At 32.7% G+C, this 14,491-nt stretch carries 15 protein-coding genes; 7 read left to right on the top strand and 8 right to left on the bottom strand.

Features of this window, described 5'->3' with window-relative positions:
- Window positions 1-34 precede the first annotated feature (34 nt).
- The 4 genes from pruA to OF897_RS03640 all read right to left on the bottom strand — a co-directional run bounded on the left by pruA (window position 35) and on the right by OF897_RS03640 (window position 3,740).
- Window positions 35-1,660, bottom strand: a complete 1,626-nt coding sequence (gene pruA / locus OF897_RS03655) for an L-glutamate gamma-semialdehyde dehydrogenase (protein WP_267264338.1) — start codon at window positions 1,658-1,660, stop codon at window positions 35-37.
- A 337-nt stretch (window positions 1,661-1,997) separates the two neighbouring features.
- The gene (locus OF897_RS03650; RefSeq protein WP_267264337.1) at window positions 1,998-3,101 is read right to left on the bottom strand and encodes a DNA topoisomerase IB; all 1,104 of its coding nucleotides are present in this window, start codon (window positions 3,099-3,101) and stop codon (window positions 1,998-2,000) included.
- A gap of 8 nt (window positions 3,102-3,109) precedes the next feature.
- On the bottom strand, window positions 3,110-3,277 hold the full coding sequence (locus OF897_RS03645) for a phosphatidate cytidylyltransferase (protein ID WP_267264336.1): 168 nt from the start codon (window positions 3,275-3,277) through the stop codon (window positions 3,110-3,112).
- Between the two features lie 25 nt (window positions 3,278-3,302).
- Window positions 3,303-3,740, bottom strand: a complete 438-nt coding sequence (locus OF897_RS03640; protein WP_267264335.1) for a DUF6526 family protein — start codon at window positions 3,738-3,740, stop codon at window positions 3,303-3,305.
- A 284-nt stretch (window positions 3,741-4,024) separates the two neighbouring features.
- Between OF897_RS03640 and OF897_RS03635 the strand changes: the two genes are divergently transcribed.
- On the top strand, window positions 4,025-5,794 hold the full coding sequence (locus tag OF897_RS03635; RefSeq protein ID WP_267264334.1) for an aminopeptidase P family protein: 1,770 nt from the start codon (window positions 4,025-4,027) through the stop codon (window positions 5,792-5,794).
- 290 nt (window positions 5,795-6,084) lie between these two features.
- Here the strand turns inward: OF897_RS03635 and OF897_RS03630 are convergent, their stop codons facing one another.
- The 3 genes from OF897_RS03630 to OF897_RS03620 all read right to left on the bottom strand — a co-directional run bounded on the left by OF897_RS03630 (window position 6,085) and on the right by OF897_RS03620 (window position 8,142).
- Window positions 6,085-7,104, bottom strand: coding sequence for a hypothetical protein (locus OF897_RS03630; protein ID WP_267264333.1), 1,020 nt, complete (start codon window positions 7,102-7,104; stop codon window positions 6,085-6,087).
- The gene (locus OF897_RS03625; RefSeq protein ID WP_267264332.1) at window positions 7,101-7,790 is read right to left on the bottom strand and encodes a hypothetical protein; all 690 of its coding nucleotides are present in this window, start codon (window positions 7,788-7,790) and stop codon (window positions 7,101-7,103) included. Before OF897_RS03625 ends, OF897_RS03630 begins: the two co-directional genes overlap by 4 nt.
- 145 nt (window positions 7,791-7,935) lie before the next feature.
- The gene (locus OF897_RS03620; RefSeq protein ID WP_267264331.1) at window positions 7,936-8,142 is read right to left on the bottom strand and encodes a hypothetical protein; all 207 of its coding nucleotides are present in this window, start codon (window positions 8,140-8,142) and stop codon (window positions 7,936-7,938) included.
- A 23-nt stretch (window positions 8,143-8,165) separates the two neighbouring features.
- Between OF897_RS03620 and mnmE the strand changes: the two genes are divergently transcribed.
- Entirely contained in the window at window positions 8,166-9,551 is a 1,386-nt protein-coding gene (gene mnmE, locus OF897_RS03615) for a tRNA uridine-5-carboxymethylaminomethyl(34) synthesis GTPase MnmE (RefSeq protein WP_267264330.1), read from the top strand.
- A gap of 11 nt (window positions 9,552-9,562) precedes the next feature.
- On the opposite strand, the gene OF897_RS03610 is transcribed toward mnmE, so the two are convergent.
- The gene (locus OF897_RS03610; RefSeq protein WP_267264329.1) at window positions 9,563-10,261 is read right to left on the bottom strand and encodes a DUF1826 domain-containing protein; all 699 of its coding nucleotides are present in this window, start codon (window positions 10,259-10,261) and stop codon (window positions 9,563-9,565) included.
- A gap of 169 nt (window positions 10,262-10,430) precedes the next feature.
- On the opposite strand from OF897_RS03610, the gene OF897_RS03605 reads away from it, so the two are divergent.
- The 5 genes from OF897_RS03605 to OF897_RS03585 all read left to right on the top strand — a co-directional run bounded on the left by OF897_RS03605 (window position 10,431) and on the right by OF897_RS03585 (window position 14,357).
- Window positions 10,431-10,985, top strand: coding sequence for a phosphoribosyltransferase (locus OF897_RS03605; protein ID WP_267264328.1), 555 nt, complete (start codon window positions 10,431-10,433; stop codon window positions 10,983-10,985).
- A gap of 154 nt (window positions 10,986-11,139) precedes the next feature.
- Window positions 11,140-11,718, top strand: a complete 579-nt coding sequence (locus OF897_RS03600; RefSeq protein WP_267264327.1) for an adenylate kinase — start codon at window positions 11,140-11,142, stop codon at window positions 11,716-11,718.
- A gap of 80 nt (window positions 11,719-11,798) precedes the next feature.
- Window positions 11,799-12,782: a GTPase ObgE gene (gene obgE / locus OF897_RS03595; protein WP_267264326.1), complete on the top strand. Its 984-nt coding sequence runs from the start codon at window positions 11,799-11,801 to the stop codon at window positions 12,780-12,782.
- On the top strand, window positions 12,775-13,824 hold the full coding sequence (locus OF897_RS03590; protein ID WP_267264325.1) for a DUF6438 domain-containing protein: 1,050 nt from the start codon (window positions 12,775-12,777) through the stop codon (window positions 13,822-13,824). Before obgE ends, OF897_RS03590 begins: the two co-directional genes overlap by 8 nt.
- A gap of 44 nt (window positions 13,825-13,868) precedes the next feature.
- Window positions 13,869-14,357 (top strand): DUF6438 domain-containing protein, encoded by a 489-nt coding sequence (locus OF897_RS03585; RefSeq protein WP_267264324.1) that lies wholly within the window; start codon window positions 13,869-13,871, stop codon window positions 14,355-14,357.
- The last annotated feature ends 134 nt before the right edge of the window (window positions 14,358-14,491 follow it).

The following is a 14,491-nucleotide window of genomic DNA, read 5'->3' as shown; positions in this document are numbered from 1 at the left end:
AATCAACAATTATTCATTGTCGATTAATCATTAATTATCCTAAATACGGGTATTTATAATCTTTAGGCGAAACAAAAGTTTCTTTGATAGATCTTACAGAAGTCCATCTCAATAAGTTCATTTTAGAACCCGCTTTATCATTTGTTCCTGAAGCTCTTCCTCCACCGAAAGGCTGTTGACCAACAACTGCACCAGTTGGTTTGTCGTTAATGTAGAAGTTTCCTGATGCATTTTCCAACGCTTTGAAAGCTTCATTTACAGCATATCTGTCTTGTGCAAATACAGAACCTGTTAATGAATAAGGTGAAGAAGAATCTACAATTTTTAAAGTTTCAGACCAATCTGCATCTTCGTAAACGAAAACTGACAATATAGGACCGAAAATTTCTTCAACCATACTTTCGTATTGAGAATCTGTAGTTTCGATAACTGTTGGATGTACAAACCAGCCTTTAGAATCATCAGTTTTACCACCGATCACGACATTTGCAACGCTAGAAGCATTAGCTCTGTCGATGTATCCTTTACATTTTTCGAAAGAATTTTTATCGATTACTGCATTCACAAAGTTTGAAGGATCTTCAGGAGAACCTACTTTAATTGAAGCAATTTGAGTTTCCATTACTTTTTTCACGTCTGCCCAAAGAGATTTAGGAATATAAGCTCTTGAAGCCGCAGAACATTTTTGTCCTTGATATTCGAAAGAACCTCTTACCAAACCAGTTGCAACAGCTTCTACGTTTGCAGAAGGGTGAGCGATAACGAAATCTTTTCCACCAGTTTCACCAACAATTCTTGGGTACGTTCTGTAATTGTGAATATTGTCACCAATCATTTTCCACATTCCCTGGAAAACTTTTGTAGAACCTGTAAAGTGAAGTCCCGCAAAATCTCTGTGAGCCATTACTTTTTCAGCAGTTTCTTTTCCGTCTGTAAAAATCATGTTGATAACTCCGGCAGGAAGTCCCGCTTCGATCAAAACATCCATAATTACTTTTGCAGAATAGATTTGTTTGTCTGAAGGCTTCCACACCACTACATTTCCAAGCATTGCCATACAAGTTGGCAAGTTTCCTGAAATTGCTGTAAAGTTGAATGGTGTAACTGCAAAACAGAATCCTTCCAAAGGTCTGTATTCTACTCTATTCCAGATTCCTGCGTCAGAAACCGGCTGTTCAGAATACATTTCAGTCATAAACTCTACATTGAATCTCAAGAAATCGATGAATTCACAAGCGGCATCAATTTCAGTCTGATGAACATTTTTAGACTGTCCAATCATTGTTGCCGCGTTTATTATATCTCTGTAAGGTCCTGCCAAAAGATCAGCAGCTTTTAAGAAAATTGCTGCACGGTGCTCCCATCCAAGGTCATTCCAAGCTTTTTTTGCGGCTAATGCTGTATTGATAGCATCATCTACATGCTGCATTGTTCCTTTATGATAAAAACCGAAATCATGAGCATGATCCTGCGGAGACTGAAGCTGAACAGTATCACCCGTTTTCACTTCTTTTCCGTTGATAATCATTGGGATTTCTGTCTTTTCTGCCCACATTTTTTTGTAAGTTGCAAGAAGAGATTTTACTTCTGCTGATCCCGGTTCGTAAGAAGTTACCGGCTCATTTACTGCAAATGGTACTTGCGAAATTGCTTTTGACATATGAGTTGTATTGTTTGTTTTTGCTTTTTTACAAATTTACAACATTTAAAATTTATTTTGAAGAATTGTCAATAGGCAATTTAATAGTGAAGGATAATAATAAAATTATCTAAACGCAAAAAAAGCTAAGTTTTAATTTAAAAAAAATGAAAATATTTTCGTTCGCAGAGGCGTTTCACTTAGCAAAGGCTTAAATTTCATTTGCTGAACGCAGTGCCTTTGCGAACGGAAAATAAACAGTTATAATGAAAAATTTCTTTGTGAACTTAGCGTTAAAATATTTTATTGAATTTAAAATCAAAGCACGAAACGAATTAACCATTCACAATTCACTTTCTCACATCTTCTCAGTTTCCAGAATTTTTAGAACTAATTTTTCTTCGTGTGTTAATCCAGCTTTTCCGTCATTTTCTTCAATAATTTCCAATTCGTCGAGATATTTTTTAATCGTATTATTCTCATAAAGATTAATGACTAAAGGATGGACGTAGTATTTTCGGCAAACGGTACTTGTATTTCCTAAATGTTCTGCAACAATATCTAAAGCTGCCTTCACTTTCTTTTTATACTGAGAATTATTTTCAGCATAGCCAATTTCTTTAAAAGCAATCAAAGCATTTACTGTTCCCGACCAAGTTCTGAAGTCTTTTGCCGTAAAATCTTCTCCGCTCAACTCTTTGATGTAGTCATTCACCATTCCTGAATCTACAGAATGTCTGTTTCCATCATCATCAAGATATTGAAACAGTTCTTTGCCGGGAATTTCTTTGCATTTCATAATCAGTTTTGCCAGTCTTTTGCTTTTAAGATTGACATTATGCATGACACCTTTTTTTCCTTTAAACGAAAAATTTATCTTTTGACCTTCAACTTTTACATGCTTTTCCTTTAAAGTGGTCAAACCAAAAGAACCGTATAGTTTTTCATAAATATTATTTCCTATTCGGATGTTGGTGCGCTGCATTAAACTGACAATCAATGCCAAAACTTTTCTCTTATCGAAATTTCTTAAAGCTAAATCTTTCTCAAGCTGTAAACGGATTTCAGGCAAAGCATACCCGAACTGAAGCATTCTGTAAAATTTTGTATGATTTCTCAAAGCACTCCAAAGTGGATGATATCGATATTGTTTCCTGTTTTTAACATCAAAACCAGTTGCCTGAAGATGACCATTATCTAAAGCACAAATCCATACATTTTCCCAAGCCGGCGGAATAACCAAACTGTTTATCCTTTTGATTTCATCTTTATCTTTAACCCTTTCATCACCTTTAAAGTATTGAAATTTTTTGCCTCTTCTTCGCCGAATAATACCGATGGCTTCTGCATCGGAAGTGTAAATTAAATTTACAGCCTTTGCAGAAGCCACCGGATCTTTCATGATTTTGATGATCTTGGAAGGTTTTAAATGTGAAATAATTTCAAGATCTGAATTTTCCATAAGATCAATTATGAGTTTTTACCCCTTGAGAATAACCATAGAATAATTCCCAAAATTCCAACAACAACGATGATTCCCCACCACATTCCAGCTTTGAAAATTGTTTCCACTGCTTCACAACTTGTAAGAAGCATTAAGCAAATAGCAGTCATGCTGTATAAAGTCCACTTTTTCATAATATTTTATTTTAGGTTTATTATTTTAAATTCGATGAAGATCTGCTCTCCAGTTTTTAATTGATTTTTTAATTTGATCTCCAGAAATATTTTCATGTAAAGCTTTTTCTAAAAGTTCTTTAAATTCATCATCATAAGCAAAACGTAATGCGGCAATTTGCCCGAAAGTAAGCTTTTCCTCCACTTCATCTGATCTTTTGTTAAAAAGCTCAAAATATCTTTGTTTAAATTCTAATCTCACCAAACGATTTTGTAATTCCAAAGCATAGTGTTGACGAATCATAATCGCCAAATAAAAGATTAAAAATATAATAACTGAAAACAGAATCCATACAATTTGATCTTCTGAATCACTGAATGTTTTATAAATTCCAAAAACTTCTAAAACCAGCAACAATGGTAGATAAACAAAGTGATGTGGCAGATAATATTTCCTATGATTATTATAGTTTTGCGTTCCCATGAAGGCGATACTGCAATAATCTTTCCAAAATGTTAATTTTTCGTAATGAAGAATTATATGTGGTATGTAAAAATGTTAAAAATTGGATATCGAAATTAATTTTCAGTCTGCAATTTTATGTTGTTTTACTTTTCTAAAAAATGAGAAATATTAATATAATATTCTAATAGAACTTCTTACTTCAAGCTTCTAACATCTAGCAAATCATTCAAAATTTTGTAAATATTTTAACTCTTGAAATCAGCTTTAATTCGTAACTTCACGTCTTTAAAATTATTAAAATAATGACTTCAAAGGAAAAAATAGCTGCGCTTCGTGAAGAAATGCAGAAAAATAATGTTGATGCATTTATAGTATATTCTGCAGATCCTCATATGAGCGAGTATTTACCTGAAGAATGGCAGGAAAGAGCTTGGCTTTCTGGTTTTCTTGGTTCTGCAGGTTTTGTGGTAATTACAAAAGATAAAGCAGGACTTTGGACAGACGGAAGATATTTCACACAAGCTCCGATTGAATTGGCTGGTTCAGGAATTGATCTTTTTAAAGACGGAATGGAAGGAACTCCTAATTATATCGACTGGATTATTTCTGAAATTCCCGCAAACGGAAAAGTTGGCGTAAATGCTTTGGCAACATCACATTCAAACTGGGAGCTTCTGTATCAAAAACTGAATGCAAAAAGCATAACTTTAGCTGATCTTCCTTTATTGAAAGAAGTCTGGAAAGAAAGAGGAACTCCTTCAAAAAACCCTATTTATACTCATCCAGTAGAAAGAGCAGGGAAATCTGTGACTGATAAAATTTCTGCTATCCGCCAGAAAATGGAAGAGCAGGAAGTTGGGATCCATGTGATTTCAAGTCTTGATGATGTTGCTTGGACATTAAATTTGAGAGGAAGTGACGTTGAAAGTAATCCTGTATTTTTAGGATATATTTTAATTACTAAAAATGATGCAATTCTTTTCACTGACCTTGAAAAAATGGAAGTTGAAGCAAGAAAACAAATGGATGAAGCGTGGGTGAAAATGATGCCGTATGAAGAGTTTTATAATCATTTAAGAACAATTAAAAACGAGAAAATTTTAGTTTCACCAAACAGCAATCAGTCGATTTTTGAAGCTTTAAAAATTGATAATACGTTTGTAAAAGCTGCCGTTCCTGGAAATCTGATGAAAGCTCAAAAAAACGAAACAGAGTTGGAAGGTTTCAGAAAAGTAATGGTGAGAGACGGTGTTGCAATGGTGAAATTCCTTTACTGGTTGGCTCACAATGCCGGAAAAGAAGCTATGAATGAATATTCTATCGGTGAAAAACTAAGAGGCTTCCGTGCTGCAGGTGAAAATTTCGTGGGTGAAAGTTTTGGAAGCATCGTTGGTTTTAAAGAAAACGGTGCAATGATGCATTACTCAGCAAAAAACGAAGGAAGCAAAGAGGTAACGAACGATGCAAGTATTTTGGTTGATTCTGGCGGACAATATCTTGAAGGAACAACAGATATTACAAGAACTTTGGCTTTAGGAGCAGTTTCTGAAGAGTTTAAAATCAATTCGACCTTGGTTTTACAGGGAATGATCCGTTTATCGATGGTGAAATTTCCGAAAGGAACTAGAGGTGTTCAGTTGGATGCGATTGCAAGACTTCCGTTGTGGATGAATGCAAAAGATTACAATCATGGAACCGGACATGGTGTTGGAAGCTTTATGAACGTTCATGAAGGACCTCAAAACATCCGAAAAGATATGAATCCACAGGAACTTTTGGTTGGAATGGTTGTTTCAAACGAACCTGGTTATTATTTGGAAGGCGATTACGGAATCCGTCACGAAAATCTAATTGCCGTAAAAGAATCTGAAACTACTATTCATGGTACTTTTTATGAGTTTGAAACCTTAACATTCTGTCCGTTCTTTAAAAATGATATTGTGAAAGAAATTCTTTCTCAGGAAGAAATTAATTGGTTGAATTCTTATCATAAAACTTGTGAAGAAAAGCTTGCTTCGCATTTAGAAGGTGAAGTTAAAGAATGGTTTTTGGAATTGGTAAGCCCGATTTAAGTATGAATTTTTAATTTAAACCATTAAGATTTAATTAAGAAGTTTAGATTATTAAGATTGCTTCGCAACTAATAATTGATCATATAAAAATGTCCTGCAAATTTGTTGCAGGACATTTTTTATTTTGCAACCGTATTTTCACGGTTTTATTTTTAGGATAAACCCTGAAAATAATCACACTCTTCTCCCCTACTTTTGTACTTACAAACCGACCACTTTATATATAAGAAAGTTTATCTCTTTTGAAAATCATCTCAATTTATGGGATGATTTTTTTATTTAAAATTGAATTATTGATTCTGTTTTCTTCTTTTATAAATCTGCCACATCAGTATCCAATAAAATAAAAGCAAAAGAGGATACGTTACAACATATAAAAATACATAACCGTGTTTTGTATAACTTTTTCCTAGACTAAAATCGATGAGATCAAAAGACAGAAAATAAATAACATAAAAAAGTATCGGAACCAATATAATCCCTACAACCAAAATATATTTTTTAGAACTTCTTTTTATTAATTTTAAATGGATAAGAAACATTCCAACAAGAGCAATCAATGCAATTCCAAAGGGATCTAGAAGTAAGAGTATTTTTGAGATAAAAGATGTTTTCTCTGAAACTGTGATTGCAATATTTTCATGATTTTGAGGCGAAATCTTCCATTGATAGATGTTTCCCTCTTTTTTCTCTGAGCCAAGATTTGAATCTTTAAATTCCACTCCGTCATCTAAAATCAGATTAACTTCAATTTGTCCAAATGATTTCCAGAATTTTGATGGATAAAGGGAATATTCTAATTTATAATTTTTGATAAACCCGTAAGTATTATATTCTAAATCTGCGTTGTATGTTACCTCAATGATATTTTCACCTTCTACTAAATCGGCAGAAAAATAAAGCAGATCACTCGGATTTACCGATACTTTATCGGATTGATCATATTTAACAAAAAATCCTGATTCATCTTTTTGAATAAATGAATATTTCTTTTTCTCGATATTTAAAAGCTCAGTGGTTTTTGAAACACCATTAACTTTCACTTCTTTTTCATCATTAAGATTAATCGCTATGAACAATAAAGGAAGCGTTTGTTTTTGAGGTGAATAGATTCGATATTTTATAGAATATTTAGCAAAATAAATTTCATCAACAGATTCTTTTACCAAACGAATATTGATAATTTCACCCTTCACTGAGGCATTTCCCACACCGTATAAGACAGAATGTTGAGAACCATCCATCCATGGTTTTGCCATATTTCCGAATAGTAACAACGGAAAAAGAAGGAAGAAGAATAATTTTTTCATCGGTTTAATGTATTAGTTTTTATCAGTTCAATATATTTTTCTCCGCACTCTTCCAATTTCATATAGTAATTCATAGAATTTCCATAATTCTGAATGATAATTTCATTTTTATATAAAACTCCATCAAGATCTTGAGGTAATGATAAATCTTTTTGAATTGGTTCTCCCTCATTATCTAGTCCACCCAAATATTCGCTCCATTCAATATTTTTGAATGTAATATAATAACCGTCTTTTTTCTCATTTAATTCAATTTCAGCATCATCTGAAAATTCTCGAGTATTGGTTTTCAACTTATACTTCAACTGATTTTTTTTGTAATATAAAGTCAGATTCATTTTGCAGGTTGTTTCTTCCTTTTTAAATTCATAGTTACCCTCAATATTGAATAACAATGTTTTTATTTGTTCTGAATTATATTTTGGAGGATTTTCAGAAACCGTAGTGATTGCAGTATCTGATTTTTTTATGGTATCAAAATTTTTCTGAGCTTCTTCGACTTCTTCCCTCTTCGGCATTCTTCCACTGTCAAAACCTGTTATAAAAATGACAGTTAAAGTGATTATACACAGCAATAAAACCGAAATTACGATAAGTATTTTCTTTGCAACATTAAGTTTAGGGATTTTTAAGATAAAGAATATCAATACGATGATAACGATTAAAACCAATGCAACGATACCCATATAAATTTATTTTTTATGAAATGATATTCTAAAATTTTCAGTCAAAACCAAATCAATAATCTGAATTGTATTTGTCTTATTTAAATCTACAAAAAAGATGACAATTTTTCATTATTCAGAGAAATTTTGAATTACAGAGAACTTTTTAGCCCTGATTGAACGGCATGTTTGAGCTCTTTTCGGGATATTTTGCGGCGGCTTTGCCGCCGCAAAATATCCCGAAAAAGCGAGTAGTGAAAGCAGGTTCCCGGCTCCTGAAAAGAAAGTTAGAAGTTGAAAGTAAAAAAGTTTGAGAGTTTGAGAGGATTTGAATAGCTGAATTTTGAACATAAAATTTTGGATGTTTTGCCATATAAATTTCCGTAATTTTGCAGCATGAATAACGATACCATTTGCGCGCTTGCAACCGCCAACGGAATAGGAGCTTTAGGAATCATCAGAGTTTCGGGAAATGAAGCATTAACTGTTGTACAGAAATGTTTTCCTTCAAAAAATCTCGAAAAACAGAAGTCTCACACCATTCATTACGGTTATTTTATGGATGAAGATGAGGCGATTGATGAAGTAATGCTTTCTATTTTTTTGGCGCCAAGAACTTTTACAACGGAAAATTCTGTGGAAATTACTTTTCACGGTTCGCCGCATATTGGGAAACGTATTCTGGAAACTCTGATGAAAAACGGAGCGAGAATGGCAAAAGCAGGAGAATTTACGCTTCGTGCTTTTATCAACGGTAGAATTGACCTTTCTCAGGCTGAAGCGATTGCTGATGTGATTGCTTCTGAAAATGAAGCTTCAAGAAAAGTGGCAATTAATCAGCTTAAAGGCGGAATTACGAATGAAATTTCGTTTTTAAGAACCGATTTGCTGAATTTTGTATCATTAATTGAACTGGAACTTGATTTTGCAGAAGAAGATGTGGAATTTGCAGATCGTTCTGCTTTAAATCAACTTTTAAATAAAATTGAATTAAAATTAAATTCATTAATTGAAAGTTTCCAATACGGAAATGCCATCAAAAACGGAACTGCGGTTGCCATTATCGGAAAGCCAAATGCCGGAAAATCTACCCTTCTGAACGCTTTACTGAAAGAAGAAAGAGCTATTGTAAGCAGTATTGCAGGAACAACGAGAGATACCATTGAGGAAGTTCTGCATATTAAAGGGCATGCTTTTCGTTTAATCGACACTGCCGGATTGCGTGAAACAATCGATGAAATTGAAGCAATAGGAGTAAAAAAGGCCAAAGAAAAAGTAGAAAATGCTGATGTTTTGGTCTATTTAGCTGATGCTGCAACAAAGGATTTTACAGATGACATCGAAATGATAAAATCTTTATTGAGGAATGATTTAAAACTGATTATTTGTGCCACAAAAATTGACGAAGTAATCCCGACTCATTATGAAAATGCAGAACAAATTTTCAGAGACGAAATTTCTCACGAATTTGATTTCATAAAAATTTCAGCTGTTGAAAATCAGAACATTCAAGATTTGAAAAATGAATTATCATCTTATGTTGAACAGTTAAAAACTTCTGAGAACAATGTTATTATCACCAATCAACGTCATTTTGAAGCGTTACAAAAATCTTTAGACGCTGTTGATAAAGTAAAAGAAGCAATTAATTTTCAAATTTCAACAGAGCTTTTAGCCTACGAGCTTAGAAATGCTTTGGAATATCTTGGCGAAATTTCCGGTGAGGTTACTAATGACGAGGTTTTGGGGAATATTTTCTCTAAATTTTGTATCGGGAAATAAAAGTTACCTAATTAACAAATCAACAACAACCGATATTCTCCATTATTTTCCACTGGAGCACGATGAACACAGGGCAAAACTTTTTGTTCGGGATGATCTACAGCCAATCTCCAAAGATTTCCTGTTCCTAAATTTGTATGTTGAGCATCAGAACTTGGTTGATAATGTAAGTCAAAGAAATTTTCTTGTAAAAAAGATTCAAAATCTTCATCATTTCCATCATGCAATTCTTTAAGTTTTTGTCGAATTTCGGAAATTAATATTTTTTGAGTTACCTGATTATTGGGAATAATATCACTTGCAGCTCCATGATAAGTACATAAAAAAGTATCAGTTCCAATCGGAGAACGGTCTACATGATAGGAATATACGTCTGTTGAAATAAAATCAAACTCATCATCCCTTTCGTAGTTTTTAAGCAAATTAAGTGAGGGAGATGCTCCGAAATCTGTTAATAACTGTATATCATTAAGAATAATATCTCTTGCAGCACTACCCTTTTCCGACAATTGTAATTCTAAAAGATTTTCAACTGAAATTTCTGTAACATTTTCTTTTAGTTGAAGTTGAGAAACAATTTCTTTAAAATCTCCTATTAAACTTCTTTCCCAACAAAGTGCATTTACGTTTCCTTCAAAATTGGTATTGACAAGCTCAGAAAATGTAGAAACAACTTCTATTTGATTATGGTCAGAAAATGTATTACTCATCATATGGAATTGCTTAGGCTATTAAATTCTATGCAAAAATAGTAAAGAAGCATAATATGAATATTCAGAATGTAAAATTTATAGCTAAAAACAATTATTCAAATAACTCCAACATCCTTAAAAATATTTTCATCAAAAATCCGTAACTTTGCCGACTACGAAAAATTTTATGGAAAGTATTCAAGTTCACGACAAAACTTTTGTTCCCTATTTAAAGGATGCCGAGATTCAGGAAATTGTAAAAGCAACTGCTTTGAAAATCTATGAAGACTATAAAGATGAAGTACCTGTTTTCATCGGTGTTTTAAACGGTGTTATCATGTTTTTTTCTGACCTTCTTAAACATTATCCTGGAGAATGCGAGATTGCGTTTATCCAAATGAGCTCTTACGCAGGAACTAAATCTACAGGAATCGTTTATCAGAAAATGGAATTAACCAAAGACGTTAAAGACCGTCACATTATTCTTGTTGAGGATATCGTAGATACAGGAAATACTGTTGAAAGTCTATTTAAATATTTTAACGAAACTCAACGTCCGAAATCTGTAAAAATCGCTTCATTCTTATTAAAACCTGATGTTTACAAGAAAGATTTTAAGCTGGATTATATCGGAAAGGAAATTCCAAACAAATTTGTTTTAGGTTACGGATTGGATTATGATGAATTAGGCAGAAACTTAGCCAATTTATACCAATTGGAAGACGGACAAATCAACCATTAAACGCTGTTGGCTATTAGCTGATAGCTTTTAGCCTAAAAAAGTAAAATAAAGAAATAAATTTAATAATAACTTAAAAATGCTAAAGGCTAAAAGCAGATAAGCTAACGGTAAAAGCCAAAAGCAAACTGCCAATCGCCAAAAGCCCTTCAACACTATGATAAATATTGTTCTGTTTGGCCCTCCAGGAAGTGGAAAAGGTACTCAAGCTCAAAACTTAATCGAGAAATTTAATTTAAAACAAATCTCAACAGGTGATCTTTTCAGATTTAATATGAAAAATGATACTGAACTTGGGAAATTGGCTAAATCTTATATCGATAAAGGAGAATTGGTTCCGGATCAGGTAACAACAGATATGCTGATTGACGAAATCAGAAAACCAAGCGATGCTGCAGGATTTATTTTCGACGGATATCCTAGAACAGCAGTTCAGACAGAAGCTTTGGAAAAAATCGTTAAAGAAGAACTGAATGATAATATCGACGTTTGTCTTTCTTTGGTTGTAGAAGATTCTCTTTTGGTTGAAAGATTACTGAAAAGAGGAGAAATCAGCGGAAGATCAGATGACAGCAATGTTGAAATCATTGAAAATAGAATAAAAGAATACTACACAAAAACAGCAGAAGTAGCCGAACTTTACAAACAACAAGGTAAATATGTAGAGATTAACGGTGTAGGAGAAATCAATGAGATTTCTGAAAAACTTTTTGCTGAAGTAGAAAAAGTAAAGTAGTTAAAAGTTATGAGTGATGAGTTATAAGTTCTTAAAATTCATTCTCATAATTCATAGCTCATAACTCATAATAAGAAGAAATGTCAAATTTTGTAGATTACGTAAAGATTCATTGTAAAAGCGGTCATGGTGGCGCAGGTTCTGCCCATCTTCGTCGTGAAAAATATATTCCTAAAGGTGGTCCTGATGGTGGAGACGGAGGTCGAGGCGGTCATGTGATCATGAGAGGAAATGCACATGAATGGACTTTGCTTCCGCTTCGTTATACCCGTCACGTAAAGGCTGAACGTGGAGAAAACGGAGCAAAAAACCAATTAACCGGTGCTTTTGGTGAAGATGTTTATATTAATGTTCCAATTGGAACGATTGCAAAGAATGAAGAGGGAGAAATTGTAGGAGAAATATTAGAAGATGGTCAGGAAATCATCTTAATGGAAGGCGGTAAAGGTGGAAGAGGAAATGAATTTTTTAAAACATCTACCAACCAAACTCCCAGATTTGCACAACCAGGAATGGAAGGTCAGGAAGGTTACATTGTTTTCGAACTTAAAATCCTAGCTGATGTAGGTCTTGTTGGTTTCCCAAATGCCGGAAAATCTACTTTATTAGCCTCTGTTTCTGCTGCAAAACCCAAAATTGCTAACTACGCATTTACCACATTAACTCCCAACTTAGGGATTGTTGATTACAGAAATTACAAATCTTTTGTAATGGCAGATATTCCTGGAATTATTGAAGGTGCTGCAGAAGGTAAAGGTCTTGGTCACAGATTCTTAAGACATATTGAAAGGAATTCAATTTTACTATTCTTAATTCCTGCAGATTCTGAAGGTCATTTTCAGGAGTTTAAAATTCTGGAAAACGAGCTGAAGGAATACAATCCTGAGCTATTAGATAAAGATTTTATTATTTCGATTTCTAAATCAGATCTTTTGGATGATGAATTGAGAAAAGAAATTTCAGCAGAATTTCCAGAAAACAGGCAACCTTTATTTTTCTCAGGAGTTACCGGAGAAGGATTAGTTGAGCTGAAAGATGCTATTTGGAAAAGACTTCATGGATAGAAAGATATTCTTTTTTATAATAATTTTAATTCATCAATTTTACTTTTCACAAAGTAAAGTTTTATCAAAAATAGACAACCTCGAGACAACACTTGAGGTTGAGTCTTTTATAAGATCTCAATCTAAAGATAAAAGAGATTATTTATCTCAATTTGAATTAAGAACAATTGGGCGTTTTGATGATAATAATCTGTCAAAAAAAATTAAAAGATCTGCAGATAGTTTAGGCATTAACAAAAGCTTTTACAAAGGAGATTTCAATCATGACGGTAGAACCGACTTAATATTTATAGGCGATGATAAGTCTTGCCAATCATCTCGAAAAAATAGTGACGGCACGAACAGTTGCAATACAAGTACTAAAGTTTTTTTTGATTTAGGAAATACCTATATTTTAAAAAATCTTCAACCCAATCATAGTGATTTTGTAATTCCTGTAATTTCAAAAATTAATGGCCAAGATTATATTACTGTATTTTTTGAAGAATTTACTGAAGATTTAGAAGCTTCAACTTTTAGGTATAATTCTAAAATTATTAGTAAAACACTAGACTACAAATTTAATAATTTTGTTGAATACAACCCATATCCTACATCACATTTCATCCAAAAAATAGAATATTCTACTGGTATGTGTTACGGAACATGCCCTATGTTTAATATTGTCCTTAATAAAAATGGAAGGTCTACATTTATTGCTAAAGCTTTTAATTTTATTGATGATAACAACCCTAAATCTCAAGAAAAAGCTTATAAAGATTTAAACAAAAATAGAAATGAAGGGAGTTTTGAGGCGCAATTAAATATAGAAGATTTTGCTAAAATTGAAACTATACTTAATTATATCAATTTTTCTAATCTTAGTGATAATTATTTTGTTAATTGGACAGATGATCAAACATCTAATCTAAAAATAACTTACAACAACGGAGAAGTCAAAACTATTGAAGACTATGGTTTATCTGGAACTTATGGCCTAAAACTTCTCTATAAAAAGTTATTTGACATTCGATTCAGTCAAGAATGGAAAAAGATAAAATAATCTTTGGAACGTTTATTGACAGAAACTTTTCAAAATTTAAAACAATGAAATATTTATTAAGTCTGTTTGCAATTGTTGCATTATTTTCTTGTCAATCGCAGAAAATGCAGTCAAAATACTCAACTATAGAGTATGAAGCAGGAGCATGTTTTGGTTCTTGTCCGATTTTCAAAATGACAATTAATCCGGATCGTACAGCAGTTTTGGAAGCTGAACATTTTAATTTTTCTCAAGGATTTTCTAAAGGTGAATTTGACAAGCCAAGAGAAGGAACTTTTAAAACAACCATCAAAGAAGAAGATTATAAAAAATTGACTGCTCTTCTTGATGATTTAAATGTAAAAAGTCTTAATGAAAAATATGGAACACGAAATATTACAGATTTGCCAACTTCTTATCTGAGAATTAAATTTTCAGACGGTACCGCTAAAAATGTAGAAGATTACGGAAAACGTGGAACCGAAAAACTGACTGCAGCTTATAAATTTTTTGAAGATTTGAAACATAATCAAAAGTGGGAAAAGGTTCAGTAATTTTTGTTAAAATAATTTAGACTATCTTTGCAGTATATTTCGCGGCATTCTCAGCCAAATAGTAAATGATTTTACTTAAAAATTCTGTTAAAATTTTTAGCAGATTTGCTAAAAATGATGAAGTATACTGCTTC

It is taken from the genome of Chryseobacterium formosum (genome assembly GCF_026460885.1).
Taxonomy (GTDB): domain Bacteria; phylum Bacteroidota; class Bacteroidia; order Flavobacteriales; family Weeksellaceae; genus Chryseobacterium; species Chryseobacterium formosus.
This window is presented reverse-complemented; position numbering and strand designations above follow the sequence as displayed.